The 16647-nt window shown below is 71.2% G+C and carries 15 protein-coding genes and 1 pseudogene; 10 read left to right on the forward strand and 6 right to left on the reverse strand.

Going from position 1 to position 16647, the window contains the following annotated elements; translation table 11 throughout:
- Nucleotides 1-291: 291 nt before the first annotated feature.
- The 3 genes from AC07DF_RS13920 to AC07DF_RS13930 are packed head-to-tail and all read left to right on the forward strand — an operon-like array spanning nucleotide 292 to nucleotide 4674.
- Nucleotides 292-2331, forward strand: coding sequence for a flavin monoamine oxidase family protein (locus AC07DF_RS13920; protein WP_478970285.1), 2040 nt, complete (start codon nucleotides 292-294; stop codon nucleotides 2329-2331).
- The gene (locus AC07DF_RS13925; RefSeq protein ID WP_478970287.1) at nucleotides 2328-4172 is read left to right on the forward strand and encodes a thiamine pyrophosphate-binding protein; all 1845 of its coding nucleotides are present in this window, start codon (nucleotides 2328-2330) and stop codon (nucleotides 4170-4172) included. Before AC07DF_RS13920 ends, AC07DF_RS13925 begins: the two co-directional genes overlap by 4 nt.
- The gene (locus AC07DF_RS13930; protein WP_478970289.1) at nucleotides 4165-4674 is read left to right on the forward strand and encodes an inclusion body family protein; all 510 of its coding nucleotides are present in this window, start codon (nucleotides 4165-4167) and stop codon (nucleotides 4672-4674) included. The genes AC07DF_RS13925 and AC07DF_RS13930 overlap by 8 nt, the downstream gene beginning before the upstream one ends.
- Nucleotides 4675-4689: 15 nt before the next feature.
- Here AC07DF_RS13930 and AC07DF_RS13935 read toward each other — a convergent pair whose 3' ends face one another.
- Nucleotides 4690-5709, reverse strand: a complete 1020-nt coding sequence (locus AC07DF_RS13935; protein WP_478970291.1) for an aldo/keto reductase — start codon at nucleotides 5707-5709, stop codon at nucleotides 4690-4692.
- A gap of 108 nt (nucleotides 5710-5817) precedes the next feature.
- On the opposite strand from AC07DF_RS13935, the gene AC07DF_RS13940 reads away from it, so the two are divergent.
- The 3 genes from AC07DF_RS13940 (at nucleotide 5818) to AC07DF_RS13950 (ending at nucleotide 7788) form a co-directional block, all read left to right on the forward strand.
- Nucleotides 5818-6408 (forward strand): TetR/AcrR family transcriptional regulator, encoded by a 591-nt coding sequence (locus tag AC07DF_RS13940; RefSeq protein ID WP_478970293.1) that lies wholly within the window; start codon nucleotides 5818-5820, stop codon nucleotides 6406-6408.
- Between the two features lie 127 nt (nucleotides 6409-6535).
- Complete coding sequence (locus AC07DF_RS13945; RefSeq protein WP_478970294.1) at nucleotides 6536-6964, forward strand: hypothetical protein; 429 nt, start codon at nucleotides 6536-6538, stop codon at nucleotides 6962-6964.
- Nucleotides 6965-7092: 128 nt separating this feature from the next.
- Complete coding sequence (locus AC07DF_RS13950) at nucleotides 7093-7788, forward strand: type 1 glutamine amidotransferase domain-containing protein (RefSeq protein WP_478970296.1); 696 nt, start codon at nucleotides 7093-7095, stop codon at nucleotides 7786-7788.
- 93 nt (nucleotides 7789-7881) lie between these two features.
- On the opposite strand, the gene AC07DF_RS13955 is transcribed toward AC07DF_RS13950, so the two are convergent.
- Together AC07DF_RS13955 and AC07DF_RS13960 are read right to left on the reverse strand one after the other, a co-directional pair.
- A complete protein-coding gene (locus AC07DF_RS13955) occupies nucleotides 7882-9852 on the reverse strand; it encodes a protein-arginine deiminase domain-containing protein (protein ID WP_478970298.1) in 1971 nt (656 codons plus the stop codon).
- A gap of 77 nt (nucleotides 9853-9929) precedes the next feature.
- A pseudogene (locus tag AC07DF_RS13960) lies at nucleotides 9930-10418 on the reverse strand (DJ-1/PfpI family protein); the annotation flags it as partial.
- Between the two features lie 209 nt (nucleotides 10419-10627).
- On the opposite strand from AC07DF_RS13960, the gene AC07DF_RS13965 reads away from it, so the two are divergent.
- From AC07DF_RS13965 to AC07DF_RS13975, 3 genes are all read left to right on the forward strand, one after another.
- Nucleotides 10628-11908 (forward strand): MFS transporter, encoded by a 1281-nt coding sequence (locus tag AC07DF_RS13965; protein ID WP_478970300.1) that lies wholly within the window; start codon nucleotides 10628-10630, stop codon nucleotides 11906-11908.
- A 481-nt stretch (nucleotides 11909-12389) separates the two neighbouring features.
- Complete coding sequence (locus AC07DF_RS13970) at nucleotides 12390-13304, forward strand: YihY/virulence factor BrkB family protein (RefSeq protein WP_478970302.1); 915 nt, start codon at nucleotides 12390-12392, stop codon at nucleotides 13302-13304.
- Between the two features lie 144 nt (nucleotides 13305-13448).
- Nucleotides 13449-14117 (forward strand): DUF4232 domain-containing protein, encoded by a 669-nt coding sequence (locus AC07DF_RS13975; protein ID WP_478970304.1) that lies wholly within the window; start codon nucleotides 13449-13451, stop codon nucleotides 14115-14117.
- A gap of 166 nt (nucleotides 14118-14283) precedes the next feature.
- Here AC07DF_RS13975 and AC07DF_RS13980 read toward each other — a convergent pair whose 3' ends face one another.
- The gene (locus tag AC07DF_RS13980) at nucleotides 14284-14487 is read right to left on the reverse strand and encodes a hypothetical protein (RefSeq protein ID WP_478970306.1); all 204 of its coding nucleotides are present in this window, start codon (nucleotides 14485-14487) and stop codon (nucleotides 14284-14286) included.
- 275 nt (nucleotides 14488-14762) lie between these two features.
- On the opposite strand from AC07DF_RS13980, the gene AC07DF_RS13985 reads away from it, so the two are divergent.
- The gene (locus tag AC07DF_RS13985; RefSeq protein ID WP_478970308.1) at nucleotides 14763-15059 is read left to right on the forward strand and encodes a GYD domain-containing protein; all 297 of its coding nucleotides are present in this window, start codon (nucleotides 14763-14765) and stop codon (nucleotides 15057-15059) included.
- Nucleotides 15060-15215: 156 nt separating this feature from the next.
- On the opposite strand, the gene AC07DF_RS13990 is transcribed toward AC07DF_RS13985, so the two are convergent.
- Together AC07DF_RS13990 and AC07DF_RS13995 are read right to left on the reverse strand one after the other, a co-directional pair.
- Nucleotides 15216-15569: a hypothetical protein gene (locus tag AC07DF_RS13990; protein ID WP_478970310.1), complete on the reverse strand. Its 354-nt coding sequence runs from the start codon at nucleotides 15567-15569 to the stop codon at nucleotides 15216-15218.
- A 143-nt stretch (nucleotides 15570-15712) separates the two neighbouring features.
- A complete protein-coding gene (locus AC07DF_RS13995; protein WP_478970983.1) occupies nucleotides 15713-16486 on the reverse strand; it encodes a polysaccharide deacetylase family protein in 774 nt (257 codons plus the stop codon).
- Nucleotides 16487-16647: the final 161 nt, after the last annotated feature.

Raw genomic sequence — 16647 nt, forward strand, 5'->3', positions numbered from 1 at the left:
GCCACGACCCGTATCCGTAGGCACAGTTCAGCCCTGCCACGGATTGTTCGGCCACCCGGTCCACCGCCCTGAACAACGCGGCGGGCGGCCGTCGGTGGTGGTACGCATTCCGCAAGTGAATTATTCATGGGATTTCGAGCCCAATTCCCTTCCGCCTCTGGGGAATCTCCCGTCCGTCGAAAAGGAATTCGAGCAAGGTGAAATCCCGTCAATGGGGGTGATCGATGTTTTCAGGACTTTATCCGCCGGTAAAACCACGAAATCGTTTCGCCATATCTACGATCGCTGGCTATGACCGACACTTCTCGGGACAGCTCCGCCACCCGTGCGCGCTGGCAGACCTGTCTCAGGCTCGCCCGTGAACTTCTGCTCGTCGGGCCGGACGGCAAGGACCTCAAACTCGACTATCTGCACACCCTGATAGACACGGGCCGCCTCGGCCCCACCCCGCACCCGCGCAAGAAGATCCTCGTCATCGGCGCCGGAATCACCGGCCTGGTCGCCGCGCGATTACTCAAGGACGCCGGCCACGAGGTCACCGTCCTGGAGGCCAACGCCAGCCGGGTCGGCGGGCGCGTCAAGACGTTCCGGGCCACCAAGCACCACCAGCCCTTCGACGATCCGGCCCAGTACGCCGAGGCCGGTGCCATGCGGCTGCCCGACTTCCACCCGCTCGTCCTCGCCCTGGTCGACAAACTCGGGCTCGGCCGCCGCCAGTTCTACAACGTGGACGTGGCCCCCGGCACGGGCAGCGGCCCCGACGTCCCCGTGCCCCCGGTGACGTACTCCTCCTTCACCGGCCGGACCTGGTCCTACGGCGACGACAGCCCCGACTTCCGCGAGCCCGACAAACGCGGCAACTCCTGGATCCGCGTCAACCGCGTCCAGGTGCGGCGCTCCGACTACGCCGCCGGGCCGGAGCGCGTCAACGAGGGATTCCACCTCACAGGCGACGAAGTCCGTTCCCCCGTCGTGAAAATGGTCGACGACGCGCTGGAATGCGTGCGCGACTACTACTCCGACGTCGTCGACGGCCGGCGCGTCAACAAGCCGTTCGAGGAGTGGGTCGAGGGCTGGGCCCGGGTGATCCGTGACTTCGACGGCTACTCGATGGGCGGCTTCCTGCGCGACCACGCCGGGCTCAGCGACGAGGCGATCGAGGCCGTCGGAACGCTGGAGAACATGTCGTCGCGGCTGCATCTGTCCTTCTTCCACAGCTTCCTGAGCCGTAGCGACATCAACCCCGGCGTCCGCTACTGGGAGATACCCGGCGGCAGCTGGCGTCTGCCGCACGCCCTCCACCAGGGCCTGCGCGACGAGGTGCGCCTCGGCCACCGCATGATCCGCCTCGAGTACCACGACCCCGGCCGCGACACCGACCCCGAGGGCACCGGCGCCGTCGGACCCGACGGCTGGGGCGTGGCCGTGCAGACCGTCGCCGAGAACGATCCACAGGCCCCGCCCCGCCTGTGGACGGCGGACCTGGCGATCGTCACGATCCCGTTCTCCGCCCTGCGCTTCGTGGAGATCGTCCCCTCGATGTCGTACAAGAAGCGCCGCGCGATCATCGAGACCCACTACGACCAGGCCACCAAGGTGCTGCTGGAGTTCAGCCACCGGTGGTGGGAGTTCACCGAGGACGACTGGCGCGAGGAACTGGACCGCATCTCGCCGGGGCTGTACGAGCACTACCGGCAGGGCGGTGACGCGGACACCGCTCTCACGGTCGTCAGCACGGACTCCGGGCCCAGCCTTGCCTTCGCCGGGCTGCTCGGCGCCGCCGTCAAGGACAGCAGCGTCACCGAGGAGATGCGGGAGCTGAACAGCAGCCTGCCGCTGCGCGGCCCCGCCGTCCGCCCCGCCACCCACTGCTTCGGCGGGGGCTCCGCCGCCGACAATCCCAACCGGTTCATGTACTACCCCTCACACCGGGTCGAGGGCAGCACCGGCGGCGTCGTCCTCGCCTCGTACTGCTGGTCCGACGACGCCGCCCGCTGGGACTCCATGAGGAGCGCCGAGCGCTACGTCTACGCCCTGCGCAACCTCCAGGCCCTGCACGGGCGCCGTATCGAGGTGTTCTTCACCGGGCAGGGCGCCACCAAGAGCTGGGCCCGTGACCCGTACGCCTTCGGCGAGGCCGCCATCTACACCGCGCACCAGATGACCAGCTTCCACCTGGACGTCTCCCGGCCCGAGGGCCCGGTGCACTTCGCCGGGGAGCACACCTCCCTCAAGCACGCCTGGATCGAGGGCGCCCTGGAGAGCGCCGTGCGGGCCGCGCTCGCCGTCCACCAGGCCCCGCCGGTCACCGTCCCTGGGGAGGGGGCATGACCGCGATCGTCCGGGAGTGCACGGTCGCCCGCTACCTCGCCCTGCGGCTGGCCGAGTTGGGCATCACCCACCTGTTCGGCGTCCCCGGCAACCACCTCGGCCCGTTCCTGACCACCCTGCGGGAGGAGGACGACATCGAGTGGGTCGGCACCCCCACCGAGGGCGGCGCGGGCCAGGCCGCCGACGCCTACGCCCGTATCCACGGCGTGGGAGCGGTCGCCGTCACCTACAGCGTGGGCGCGTTCAACCTGCTGGGCGCCTGCGGCGGCGCCTACGTCGAACAGGTCCCGCTGGTCGCCGTCAACGCCTCCCCGCCGTACGAGCAGTGGCAGAACTACCGTGCCGTCGGGCTGCTCACCTCGCACATGAGCCCCCGCGCGGAGAGCAACCTGGACGTCTACCGGCAGGTCACCGTGGACGCACAGGTCGTCTCCCACCCGGGCCTGGCCCCCGGCCAGATCGACGCCGCGCTCACCGCCTGCCTGTCCGAGCGCCGCCCGGTCTACCTGGAGATCATGGAGGACCTCTGGGACGAGCCCTGCCCCGAACCCGAGGTGCCGCTCGTGCCCCGCGAGCGGCCGTTCAGCGAACGCAACCAGACGATGCTGGACCACGCCGTGCAGGCCGTCCTCACCCTGGTCGAGGAGCACCCTGGCCCGGACGGCAGGCCCCGCCCGATCGTGTGGGCCGGTGAGGAGATCGACCGGTTCCGCCTCGGCGAGCAGCTCACCGGCCTGGTGGAGGCCACCGGCGTGCCGTTCTGCACCACCGTCGGCGCCAAGGCCGTCGTCGACGAGGACCTGCCGCAGTTCCACGGCGTCTACAACGGCCCGGCCAGCCACCCGGACGTGCACCGCGTCTTCAAGGACTGGGCGACCTGCCGGATCGGGCTCGGTGCCTGGTCCACGTCGAAGAACCTCGGCGGCGAGCAGTCCGTCGGCGGCGACTGGGTGATGGCCGCGCTCGGCGGCGTCAGCGTCGGCACCTCCTACTTCCCCGACGTCCAGCTCCGCCACCTGCTGCCCGCCCTCCAGGACGCGCTGGTGAAGGCCTACGGAACCGGGGGCCTGGCCGCCGACTACTACGCCGAGTCCTACGACCACCACGGCTCGCCGGGCGACCGCCCCGCGGCCCTCCAACAGCACCGCTCCTCCCTCCGCGCCGGCGCCGCGCGATCCCGCCGGCCGAACGGAAAGCACCTCACCTACGACGGCGTCTTCGACCGGATCAACCACTTCCTGAACCACGACACCGGCGAGGACTGGACGGTCGTCTCGGACGCCGCGTTCTCCCTCATCGGCTCGATGAACCTGTCCCTGCCCGCGGGCGGGTTCCTGTCCCAGGTCAGCTGGCTGTCCATCGGTTGGTCGGTCGGCGCGGCCACCGGCGCCGCGCTCGCCCCCGAGCGGGAGAACGCCCGCCCGATGGTCTTCGTCGGCGACGGCGCCTTCCAGGAGACCTGCCAGGAGCTCTCCACCCACACCAGGCTCGGACTGCGCCCGGTGGTGTTCGTCATGGACAACGGCCACTTCTACGGCATCGAACAGATGCTGGTGCACCCGGAGTTCTACGCGGACCGGGACGCCGTCGACCCGGACTTCTACAACGTCCTGCACCCCTGGCACTACGACCGTCTCCCGGCCGTCTTCGCCCACGGGAAGACCCCGGCCGACGGCGTCAGCGTCACGCACACCGCTGAGCTGGACGACCTCCTGGACCGGCTCACCGACCCGGCCGACCCGGTCAACGCGGGTCCCCTCCTGGTCCGTGTCCGCCTGCACCGCCACGACTACCCGCGAGCGATGGCCTACAAGGTTCCGAAGGAGAAGGAAAATGGCTGATCTCAATGTCCTGATCGCGTTCGACGCGGCCACGATCGTCGAGCAGAACCCCCACGCGTCCAGGAACCCCGACGCGCCGACGTACGTCGACGAGAGCCTGATCTACATGACGACCCGCCACGACCACATCGTCGGCACGTCGGGCGCCGAGCTGAACCTGCGCGCGGAGCCCGGCGACACCGTCAAGTGGCGCGAGACGACCGTCTCGCTGGGCAGCGACTACAAGGCCCTGCTGTACCGCTACGTCAGCAGCGACAGCCGGCACGAGCTCATCCGCACACCGGAGATCGAGGTGATCGACGGCATATACCCCCTGCCGAAGGAGGGCAGCGAGGGCCGGCCGGAGTTCGACACCCAGCGGTACCAGGACCACTACTGGCGGACGACCGTCAAGCGGGCCGGCAAGGTCACCTACCACTTCTCCTTCCAGATCCTGGACCGCCACCGCCAGTTGAAGGGGTACTTCCAGTGGGACCCCTTCATCACCATCGAGGACGCCTGAGGCGTCCCCGCCCGGTCAGCGGCGCCGCAGTGACGGGTCGAGCAGCGCGGGCGGGGTGTCGTGCTTCTCGTGCGGGGCCAGGTCGGTGCCGGGCGGGACGATCGCGTCGATCGCGTCGAGCACGTCGGCGGTGAGCACGGTGCCGGCGGCGGCGAGCTGCGCGGTGAGATGGTCCGGTGTGCGGGGGCCGATGAGCGCGCTGGTCACGCCGGGGTGCGCGGTCACGAAGCCGAGCGCCAGCTGGATCAGGGTCAGGCCGGCCTGGTCGGCGAGTTCGGCGAGCCGCTCGACGGCGTCGAGCCTGGCCCGGTTGGCGGGCAGGGAGGTGTCGAAGCGCTCCGGCATGAACGCCGAGCGGTTAGTGGTGATGTCCCGGCCCTCGCGGACGGCGCCCGTCAGCCAGCCCGAGGCGAGCGGGCTCCACACCAGCACGCCGAGCCCGTACTCCTGCGTGACGGGCAGGACATGGGTCTCGATCCCGCGCTGGAGGATCGAGTAGTCGGGCTGTTCGGTGACGTAGCGGCTCAGGCGATGCTCGCGGGCGGCCCACTGTGCCTGCACGATGCGGTACGCGGGGAAGGTCGAGGAACCGAAGTACCGGATCTTCCCCGCGCGTTGCAGGTCGGTCAGCGCCGACAGGGTCTCCTCGTCGCCGGTGCGCGGGTCCCAGCGGTGGATCTGGAACAGGTCGACGTGGTCGACCCCGAGTCGGCGCAGGCTGCTCTCCAGCGCGGTGACCAGCCAGCGGCGCGAGGCACCCTGGTGGTTGCGCTCGTCGCTCATCGGCATGCTCGCCTTCGTGGCCAGCACGATGTCCTCGCGGCGCCCCGCGATGGCCTTGCCGACCATCTCCTCGGACTCGCCGCGGCCGTACATGTCGGCCGTGTCGATGAGGTTGATCCCCGCCTCCAGGGCGGCGTCGACGAGGGCGGTGGCCTCGTCCTGGGTGGTGCGTCCGATCTGTCCGAAGTTCATCGCGCCGAGCGCGAGGGAGCTGACCTGTACGCCGGTGCGGCCCAGGGTGCGGTACTGCATGACCGTGTCTCCTCTGGCATCATACGGAAAGCGGAACGACGTTCCGCTTACGAGGATACGGAACACTGTTCCGTTTCTGCAAGGGTGAGTCCCGAGGAGAGTGACGCGGTGAACGGCAGTGGCGAGGACGAAGGGCGCGCGGCTCCGTCCCGGCGGAAGGACGCCCGGCGCAACAAGGCGGCCCTGCTCGACGCCGCCGCCGCGGTCTTCGTCACCTCGGGCGTGGAAGCACCGGTGCGTGACATCGCCGCCAGGGCCGGGGTCGGGGTGGGCACGATCTACCGCCACTTCCCCAACCGGGCGGACCTCGTCATCGCCGTCTACCGGCACCAGGTCGACGCCTGCGCCGAGGCCGGCCCGGCCCTGCTGGCGAGCGCCGCGACCCCGCACGCCGCACTGCGGCAGTGGATCGACCTCTTCGTCGACTTCCTTGTGACCAAGCACGGCCTCGCCGCCGCCCTGCACTCCGACGACGCCGGTTTCGACGCGCTGCACGCCTACTTCATCGACCGGCTCGTGCCGGTCTGCGCCGACTTGCTGGCCGCCGCGGCCGAGGCGGGCGAGCTCCGCTCCGACATCGAGGCGTACGAACTCATGCGCGGCGTGGGAAACCTCTGCATCGGCGCGGACAGCGATCCCCGTTACGACGCACGCCGGCTGGTCGGCCTCCTCGTCGCGGGACTGCGCCGGCCGTGCTGAACCTCGGGCCGGGCGCTCAACGCCTCTTCCCCTTGACCGGCTGTCCGGATTCGCTGTTTCTCCGACGCGGCGTTGATGGCACCCTGACGAGCACTTCGGAACGGGTCGGCAGAGCGGAAGCGGCAGCATGATCAAGTGGATGCCCCTGGGCACCGGAGCCAGACCCGTCCCCCGGCCGGTGGCGACCCCGCTGGTCTGGGCCGGGGCCTTCGCGGGCGCTTTGGCGCTGGTGGCGTGCCTCAACACCGTGGTGGGGCCCGACCGTCCGGAACTGGCCCTGCCCGCGCTGTCCCTGCTGGCCGCCGTGCTCGGCCTGGGCGCACGCTTCACGGCCGCCCCCGGTACGGCCCTGCTCTGCTGGCTGTTCCTCAACGGCTTCGTCATCCCGCCCGCCGGCACCCTCACCTGGGCCGGGCACCGCGACACCACATGGCTGGCCTGTCTGCTCGCGGCCGCCCTGCTGGGCACGGCCCTGGCCCGTCTCGTCCACGCCCGCGCCGCCTACCGCCGCCTCGCCCCCGGGCAAGGCCCCGGCGACGGACCGTACGACTCCTGACGGCCCTGGTCGACGGGCGACAGGTTCAGGTCGGCGTGGTGGGGTAGCTGCCTGCTGGCTCTGGCGACGCAGCGGCGACGCGGCCAGAACTCCCAGATCCAGACCGCTCAGAACCCCAGGAGTCACCCATGGCGAAGATCCTTTTCCTGATGACCGGCGCCGATCACTGGACGCTGGCCGACGGCAGCAAGCACCCGACCGGCTTCTGGGCCGAAGAGGCGGTCGCTCCCTACGAGGCGTTCAAGGCCGCGGGCCACGAGATCACCGTGGCCACCCCGGGCGGCGTCGTCCCGCCGGTCGACCAGGGCAGCCTGGCCCCGCAGGCGGCCGGCGGCGAGGAGAACGCCGCGAAGATCAAGGCCGTGGTGGAGGGCGCCCCGGAGTTCCGCACCCCGCTGGCCCTGGCCGGCGTACGCCTCGAGGACTTCGACGCGGTGTACGTCCCCGGCGGCCACGGCCCGATGGAGGACCTCGCCGTCGACACCGACTCCGGCCGCCTCCTCGCCCGCGCGGTGGACTCCGGGCTGCCGGTGGGCGTGGTCTGCCACGGCCCGGCCGCGCTGCTGGCCGCGGTGCGGGAGGACGGCACCAACGCCTACGCCGGCTACCGGATCACCGCCTTCACCAACGCCGAGGAGCGGCTGGCCGGCAGCGCGGACAAGGCGAAGTGGCTGCTGGAGGACCGGCTGAACGAGGCCGGTCTGACGGTCGAGACCGGGGAGCCCTGGGCGCCGCACGTCCGGGTCGACCGCAACGTCGTCACCGGCCAGAACCCGGCGTCCTCCGCCCCGCTCGCCACCGAGCTGCTCAAGAAGCTGCCCTGACAGCTACCGCACGGGCCCCGCGGCCCGTCACTTCGCCGCCGGATCCCGGGCCTGAGCGCCGCGAGGGTGCTCAGGCCCGGGCGTTCGTGCCCGCTACCGCGAGGGCTGCCGCCACCACGCGGCGGAGGCGTCGCGCAGGGTGTTGGTGCCGCAGTGCACCTCGCCCATGCCGAGGTGGTACGTGTACCAGTCGTCGATGTACGACACCTTCATGCCGACCCGCGTGTAGGCGGCGTTGACGGCCTCCGTGAAGATGTCCTTGCCGGCGATGACGGGCCCCCACTGGCGCGGGGCGAGGTAGCGGTCGCGGCCCAGGAGCACGCCGTTGACCGCGCCGGGCACGTACGCGCTGGTCTCCACCGTCGCCGGAGCCGCCGCACGCGGGGCCGCCGGGTTCTCGGCGAGCCACTTCTGCTGGCCGCGGTCCCTGAGGCTGTCCACGAGGCCGGACGCGGCGCCCATGCGCGTCAGACGCGGCACGGGAACGTCCTGGCCCTCGGCGCTGAAGGCCTCCGACTCACGGGTGTACAGCGCGGGAACCCGCACGATCTCGGCGTCGGTGACACCCGTCTCGCGCTTGAGGGTCTCCAGGTTGGCCGCGATGCGCCGGGCCGCCATCTCGTTGTCGGACACCAGGTGCCGGGAGGCGAGCGCCTGGTCGATGGTCTCCTTGGGCGCGGGGCTGTCGCTGCGGCCCGGGACGGAGAACATCTTCGTCTTGCCGTGGCCGTCACGCTTGGCGTCGCGCAGCAGCCGCAGCCCCGCCTCCGGGTCGGCGACGCCGACGCGCCAGCCGCGCGGGGTGTCGGCGGGCAGGAACTGCACGAACTCGTCGACGTGCCCGACGCCCAGCCAGGAGGTGTCCAGCAGCAGCGGGTCCTGCATGCCCTGCGACGTGAGCATCGTCCGCATCACCTTGGACGGGCGTGCCCCGCTGTCCTTGCGCTCGCCCATGATGATGCGCCCGGCCGGGAAGGAGCGCCCGTTGTGCGCGTAGGGCGGGATGGTCTCCAGGTTCCCGAAGGAGTTGAGCGACCAGTCGTCCGGCTCCGCCGGGTCGGTCACCTGCACGACGCCGATGTCCCGGCCGCGGACCTTCTCGAACAGCTCGCGGCCCGCGTCCCGGTCCGGCTGGGCGGAGCGCAGCATCACGCGCATCACCTGCGGCTGCCCGCCCGGCCCGGTCATGTTGACGTAGGCCGGTTCGACGAAGTCCTGCGCCCAGGGGTCGGCGTACTTCGTGAACTTGACCAGCGGCGTGGTGACCCCGGCCTTCTTGACCTCCTTCCCGAGTTCGGTGACGAACTTCTGCTGGAGGCGGCTGTACTCGCCCTCACCCTGGACCTCGGTCACCATCACCTGCTGGGTGTTCTGCAGGTGATGCTGGGTCAGCAACGGCGCGACGCGCAGGGTCACGGCGTCGGAGGTGGTCTGCTGCCCGGACTTCACCGTCAGCCGGACCACCGCACGGCCGTCCCACTTCGCCGTGTCCCGGACGATGTCGGTGGCCTCGATGCCGAACTCCACGCCGGCCCGCAGCTCGGCGGCGGTCAGCCGGGTCGCCGGCGTCACCAGGACCCACTTCCCGGCGCGCTTGAGGAAGAGGTGCGCGTGCTTGCCGCCCGTGGTCACCTTCAGGCTGCCCTCGGCGTTCGCGGGGAGACCGGGCAGGGGCACGGAACGGACCCGGGCGAGGTCGGCGGCGTCCGCGCCGCTGTTGACCTTCGTGTCGCTGCCGTCGTTGCACGCGGCCAGCTTGGCGTCGGGCAGGGGTCTGCCGCCCGGTCCGGTGGCGGGACACCGCTTGGTGTCGTCGTCGATGTTGGGCAGGTAGACGGCCCCGCGCCCGACCGACCAGGCGTCCTCGCCGCTCTTGTCGCTGCCGCCGGTGACATCGACCCGCCCGTCGCGGTTCACGTCGACGCGCAGATCGGCACGGCCGGCGGTCTCGGCGGCGGAGGCGGATCCGGCCGGCCCGGCCAGCACGGATCCGGCCGCGGCGAGGGCCAGGACCAGCGACCCGGCCGGAATCAGACGTGGACGTATGGGAGTACGTGAACGCACAGCGCGGTCCTCTCAATCGGGGGGTGACGCTGTGCAAGAGGCGGAAGAGGGCCTGTGCGTTGCTTATGAGGCGGCGGTTACCGCTCGGGCGCCGTGTGCCGTGAGCGGAACGTCCGGCGGTAGGAGTCCGGAGGCACGCCGACCGTCCGGTTGAAGTGCCGGCGCAGCGTCGTGGCGGTGCCCATGCCGGTGGCCGTCGCGATGACGTCGACGGTGTCGTCGGTGGTCTCCAGCAACTCCTGGGCGCGGCGGATCCGTTGGGTCAGCAGCCGGCGCAGGGGGTGGTGGGCCACCGCGTTGGCGACGGACGAGCCGTGGTCGAGGCGGACGAGGTGCAGGCACAGGTCCATGGCGGCGGCCTTGCCGGCGGAGGTGAGCACGCTGCCGTTGTCGACGTAGAGCACGTCCGGATCGACCTCCACTCGCGGGTGGAGGCCGGCCAGGGCGTCGGTGTGGGCCCAGTGCGTGGTCGCGCGCCTGCCGTCCAGCAGCCCGGCCGCCGCCGGCACGAAAGCGCCCGTGCACAGGGAGGCCACACGCGCATCCGCCTCGTGGGCGCCCCCGACTTCCTGCGCGCCCTGTCCCCGCACATCACTCTCGACCCGGTCCCGACGCAGACGGCGTCCTGACGGTGTCCTGACGGCGGGAACGGGCGCTGCGTCCGTCCGACGGGTGCGTGCTCCCGGTACCGGCGAGGTTCGGCGGGGTGGCGGGGAGGCTGGCGCAGAGTGGCCGTATGCGGTATATGCGGCGTATGGCCGGTACGGGACCGTCCATGCTGACGCGCGTGGTGCTGGCGACGACCATCGGCACCGCGCTGGAGTGGTACGGCTTCATCCTGTTCAGCACCATGAGCGCGCTCGTCCTGAACCGGCTGTTCTTCCCGCCCGGCGATCCGGTCGCGGCGACACTGGCGTCCTTCGCCACGTTCGCGGTCGGGTTCGCCGTCCGGCCGCTCGGCGCACTGGTCATCGGGCACTACGGGGACCGGCTGGGCCGCCGGCGCATGCTGGTGATCACGTTGGTCACCGTCGGACTGGCCAGCGCCCTGATGGGCGCGCTGCCGACGTACGCGACCGCCGGGGCGTGGGCGCCCGCCCTGCTGGTCGTGCTGCGGATGATCCAGGGGTTCGGCGCGGGCGCCGAGTACGCGGGCGCCTCCCTCACCCTGGCGGAGTTCGCCACGCCGGAGCGTCGCGGGCGCTACGCCGCGATCCCCCCGGCGGGTGCGGCGGCCGGCGCGCTGCTCTCGGCCGGGGCCGTCGCCGCCGTGGCGGCCCTGCCCGCGGACGACTTCCTCGACTGGGGCTGGCGCATCCCCTTCCTGGTCACCCTTCTCGTCACGGCGACCGGCTTCTACATCCGCGTCAGCGTGGCCGAGAGCCCGATGTTCGAGGCGGTCAAACGGGAGCGGGGGGTCGCCCGGGCACCCGCCGTGGAGCTGGCCCGGGAGGCTCCGCGCACCCTCGTCCTCGGGGTGATCAGCAGTATCGGGCCGAATGTCGCCGCGTACATCCCGGTGGTGTTCGCGCTCGCCTACCTCACCGAGCAGCTCGGCGTCTCCCGTACGGTCACCCTCGTCGGCGCGCTGATCTACTTCGCGTGCAGCGCGGCGGTGACGCCGGTGGCCGGGGCGCTGGGCGACGTGGTCGGCCGCCGGACGGTGCTCGGCTGGGCCATGGTCGGCGCGGCGGCGTTCGCGTTCCCCTTCTTCTGGCTGCTGGACACGGGGGAGGCCGGGTACGTGTGGTTCGCGTTCGGCTTGAGCGGGCTGCTGCTGGGGGCTCAGCTCGGCGCCCAGGCGGGCTTCCTGGCGGACCTGTTCACGACCAGGACCCGGTTCAGCGGGGTCGCCCTCAGCCGCGAGGTCGCGGCCGCACTGGCGGGCGGCACCGCACCCCTCATCGCGGCGGCCCTGCTGGAGGCGGCCGGGGGAGAACCCTGGCCGGTGGTCCTGTACATGAGCGTGCTACTGCTGATCAGCGCGCTGGCGGTGGCCCTGATCCACGGTTTCGGACGGCACGAGCAGCGAGGGGAGGCCGGGCCACCGCCCTGAGGGGGCCCGCCCTGAGGGGCCCGCCGGCGCACCGGTCCCAGGGCGGGAGCATGCCCACGGCGGTGGAGGCCGCGACGCGGTGCCAGTTCGCGTCGCCCCGGAGCATCGCGTGGTCACCGCCCGGTACGAGGCGGACGTCCGCCCGGGCCCCGGCCGCGCCGGCCCGGTCCACGAACGCCACCGACGCGCCCGGGTCGGTCACGCGGTCCCGGTCCCCGTGGATCACGACGACGTCCTTGTCCCGCAGGGCCGCGCGGCCCCCCATCGAGTGACCCACGAGGACCACCGGACCATCACACGGCAGAGCGTCGGTACGGCGGACGCTTCCGCACGTACGTCCGGGGGTAGGGGTCCAGCCGGACGCCGCCCCCACCGACGTCCTGCCCGCCCTCACCGCATGCGCCCCCCACGGAGGCGGCCCTGCCCCTCTACAGTGTCCGTACCCTCGTCCGTCTCGGCACGTCCTCGCACCGCAGGCCCCATGTCAGCTGAACCCCACTCCACGGCAGCCCCCCGCCGGGGCGCCCGCAGCGCCCGACGGCCGGGCGACCGGCTCGTCCGCCCCTGGGCGGCCGCCCTGCGCCGCACCCCGGTGTCGATGTGGCGCGACGACGTGTCGGACTTCGCCGCCGCCCTCACCTACTACGCCATCCTGGCCGTGCTGCCCGCCCTGCTCGTCACGGCCATCGCGTTCGGCCTGATCAGCCCGGGCACGGCCGAGGCGTTCATCGCGCACGTCACCGCCTACGCGCCCGGCCAGTCGGGTGCTCCCCTGCACGACGTGCTGTCCCGGACGCTGCACGACGGTTCGGCCGTCTGGACCCTGCTGTGCGGCGGCATCGTGAGCGCGGTGTGGTCCGCCTCCAGCTACCTCGCCGTCTTCCGCCGGGCCCTGCACCGGATGCACCGGGTGGCCGACAGCCGCTCGCCCTGGCGCAAGGCGCACCGCATCCTGCTCACCGCGCTCGCCCTGCTCGGTCTGCTCGTCCTCGGTTCCCTCGTCCTGCTGCTGAGCGGCCCCGCCGCCGAGAACCTCGGCCGCTACCTCGGCCTCGGCGCGATGGCCGCGTGGACCTGGAGCCTGCTGCGCTGGCCTCTCCTGCTGTGCGTGGTGGCCCTGCTGGTCGTCATCGTCTTCCACACCGGCCCCCGGGCGGCCCGCACCCGCGGCCACAGCCTCCCCGGCGGGGCCCTGGCCGCCGCCCTGTGGCTCACCGTCTCCGCGGGCTTCGCCCTCTACGCCTCCGCGCTGAGCACCTACAGCAGGCTCTACGGCTCCCTCGCCGGCGTCGTGGTCTTCCTCGTCTGGCTGTGGCTGTCCAACCTGGCCCTGCTGGCCGGCGCCCAGTTCACCGCCGAACTGAGCGAGCCGGAGTCCCCGCGGCGCCACATCTGAGGCTGTGTCACAGGCCCGTGACGGCGAGGTCCGGGACGTGAGACGACGTGAACCGGACCCCGGAGGGGCCCGTCTTGGTGATCGTAAGCGCGCGGTACCGATCACTTGATGCCTCGCATGTGTCGTTCCTTGGAGGAATTCCGAATGAACCGTCGTCTGCGCACCGCTCTCGCCGTCACCGCCGTGATCGGCTCGGGCCTGCTGATGACCGCGTGCGGAGGCGGTGACGAGTCGTCGGCGTCGGATTCCCCTGCGGCATCCTCCAGCCAGGCGAGCCCGGCGGCGTCCAACGGCAGCGGCAGCAGCGGTTCGGGCACCTCGAAGTCCTCCGGCGGCGGCGCCGCGGGCAGCGGCTCGCCGGGCAAGTCCACTACGGGCGGCGGCGACTCGGCCGGAGACAAGAGCGGCTACGGGCAGAGCTGCGGCACCAACGACATCTCCTGGAGCGTGAGCTCCGAGTCCCAGGCCGGCGGCTACTTCCTGATCAAGGCCCAGGCCAAGTCCGGCATCACCTGCGTCCTGCCCGCCGGGCTGCCGGTCGTGGCCTTCGGGTCGGACGGTACCCAGGCCGGGCCGGCGGAGCAGTCGGCGGGACAGCCGATCACCCTGCGCGCCGGGGTCACCGCCTACGCCGGCGTCAACCCGAAGACCACCGACGAGGACGGCGGCAAGGAACTGGACAGCCTCATCGTCTCCGTCGCCGACGACGACCCGAACCCGGAGTCCCTGAAGGTCGATTCCTACGTCGTCGACAAGCCGGTCGTCACCAGCTGGCACACCTCCGCCGCCGACGCGGTCCCCTTCTCGGGCTGACGCCTTCCGGGACGGTGACCGCCGTCACGACAACGGCCCCTCGTGCCGGGGGGAATGGAGCCGGAGACGCTCGTCGTTCGTCACGCTCCAAGGGCCGGACCACGGTGTGGTCCGGCCCTGTGATCCGGCGGAGGGGCGTGCCCGTCCCGCCCTCAAACGGCCATCCTCAGACGGTCGTCGGCCGCTGCCGCTCTGCCACGGCCCGCACCGCCGAGCCCGAGACGAGCACCGCTGACAGAGCGGTCAGACCGGTCAGGATGTCCTGGATCTGCGCCGCCGGCGCATAGACGATCACGATGACGATGAGCAGGGCCGCCCAGTTCCTCGGGCGAGCGATGGACGGTACAGAGCGAGTTGGAGCCACAGTCATTGCGGTACCTCCCAGTCCTCGTTGCTGCTTCGCCCCATAGTGGCGCCTCCGCGTGCCAGAACATCGTTTCAGCACCCCGGCCACGGTCAACGGTCCCTCGAACGGGCGCTTGTGGAACCGTCCGGGATCTCGCGGCAGCGCTCGTGATCTCACTGGTCCGCGCCATGTGCCCGCCGCGCTCCCGTACCCATTTCGGGTGCGCATATTGTGCGCGTTTCAGGGCTTCCGTCCAGGATTGGTGTCGCCATGTGTTCCCTCACGAAGGTGAAACGATCATGCCGACCTATGTCACGCTGCTGAACTGGACCGATCAAGGGATCCGGAACTACAAGGACACGGCGAAGCGTGCCGAGGCCTTCGCTTCGGGGGCACAGAAGCTCGGGGCGAAGCTTCTGAACATCTACTGGACCGTCGGACCGTACGACCTCATGGCCGTCGTCGAAGCACCCGACGACGAAACCGCCACCGCGGCTCTCCTGCAGCTCGGCGGGGTGGGCAACGTCCGCACCACGACCCTGCGGGCCTTCGGCCAGGAGGAGATGGCCCGCATCATCGCCAAGGCCGCCGGCTGAGACAGATCGGGCCGGCGACGCGGGGACGTCCGCGCCCGAGGCCGCCGACTTCCGTGCCCTGCTCACCGGGCCGGGGCCGGCGGCCGCGACGCACCATTGCGGCGGACGGTGCTTTCGCCGTCCGCTCGCGGACTTCTGTGAAGTCCGGGTATGCCGTCAGGCTCGGTTGAGTCGTGCGGCGATTCCGTGGCCGATCAGCAAATACATGACGGCCGGGAGGCCGTAATTGAGGACAACGCGTAGGCCCTCTGTGTCCATTGTGAAAATGTCCTGCGACCACCAGGCCAGCAAATCCGCCGTTCCCTGTACGAACTCCACGAATACATTCGCCTGGTTCGCGTCGAGCAGGAACAGCAGGATCCAGAGACCGAGGAAACCCGCGGCGATGTCGGCGATCGTGCAGATCGTCAGGGCCGCACGCCGGGCGCCGGCCTGCCGGCGTACGGGGTGCTCCGGGCCTGTGGGCTGGTTGTATGTCTGATATCCGGGAGCCGGGTCGATGTTACTCACAAGGAATCCGATCTGACGCGTTGTCCTGTCGGCACGCCCGCCCCGGACACCGAAATGCAATCCGGTTCGTCGCCCCGCTTCTGCCTATCCCTGCGTCTTGTGAGCCCTGCCGCGTTACACCCTCATCCACAATGACCCGAATATCAGCGCACCGGGAAGCCGCATGAGTAGCCCTGCTCCTTGAGCCAGGGGAGGATCCGGCGCAGGGCCTCGACGGTCTGGGAGCGTTCGCCGCCCGCGTCGTGGAAGAGGATCGTCGGCCCGTTCGGCAGCTCCCGCTCGACGGTGGCGACCATGGCGTCCGTGCCCGGCCGCTCGAAGTCCTTGGAGTCGACGTTCCAGCCCAGCGGGCGCATACCCCGGGAGGCGGCCAGTTTGCGGCTGTAGGGGGTGAAGGCGCCGCCGGGTGCCCGGTAGTACATCGGCCGTACGCCCCCGGACGCCTTGGTGATCATGCGTTCGGCGTCGAGGATCTGCCGCGACTGGTAGGCCTCGGACTTCTTGTCCATGGTGGTGTCGTGCGACACCGAGTGGTCACACAGCCGGTGCCCGGCCGCGACGACCTTCTTCACGAGGTCCGGGTGGGCCTGTGCCTGCGTCCCCACCATGCAGAACGTGGCCTTCACCCCGTACTCCCGCAGCACGTCGAGCACTTCAGGGGTCCACACGGGGTCGGGGCCGTCGTCGATGGTGATGTTGACGCCGCGCGCCCCCTTGTCCGAGGCGTGTGCGATGGACACCGCGACCGGCTTGACGTCACCGCCGGGCTTGGCCGGCGCGCTCGCCTTCGGGGACGAGCCGTCCGTGGCACCGGCCTGCGCGGTCCACACCGACGCACCGGTGGCGAGCATCGTCACCCCGAGCGCCGCCCCGACCACCTTGCCGTACCAGCCACGCCCGCCGCCGTGCCGTGCCATGTCCGCCCCGCTCTCCCGCAGTCCCTCGCCGATGCCCGGTCGCCGTGCGACCAACTGGCATGACGGGAAACGGCGGCCACGGGATCCGTCCGTTACCGAGCACGGACAATCTCGGGGGAGTCCGCGGACAACTCGGCGGCGGGGCGTCGGGCCTGAAGACG

Source organism: Streptomyces sp. NPDC044719 (assembly GCF_056433405.1).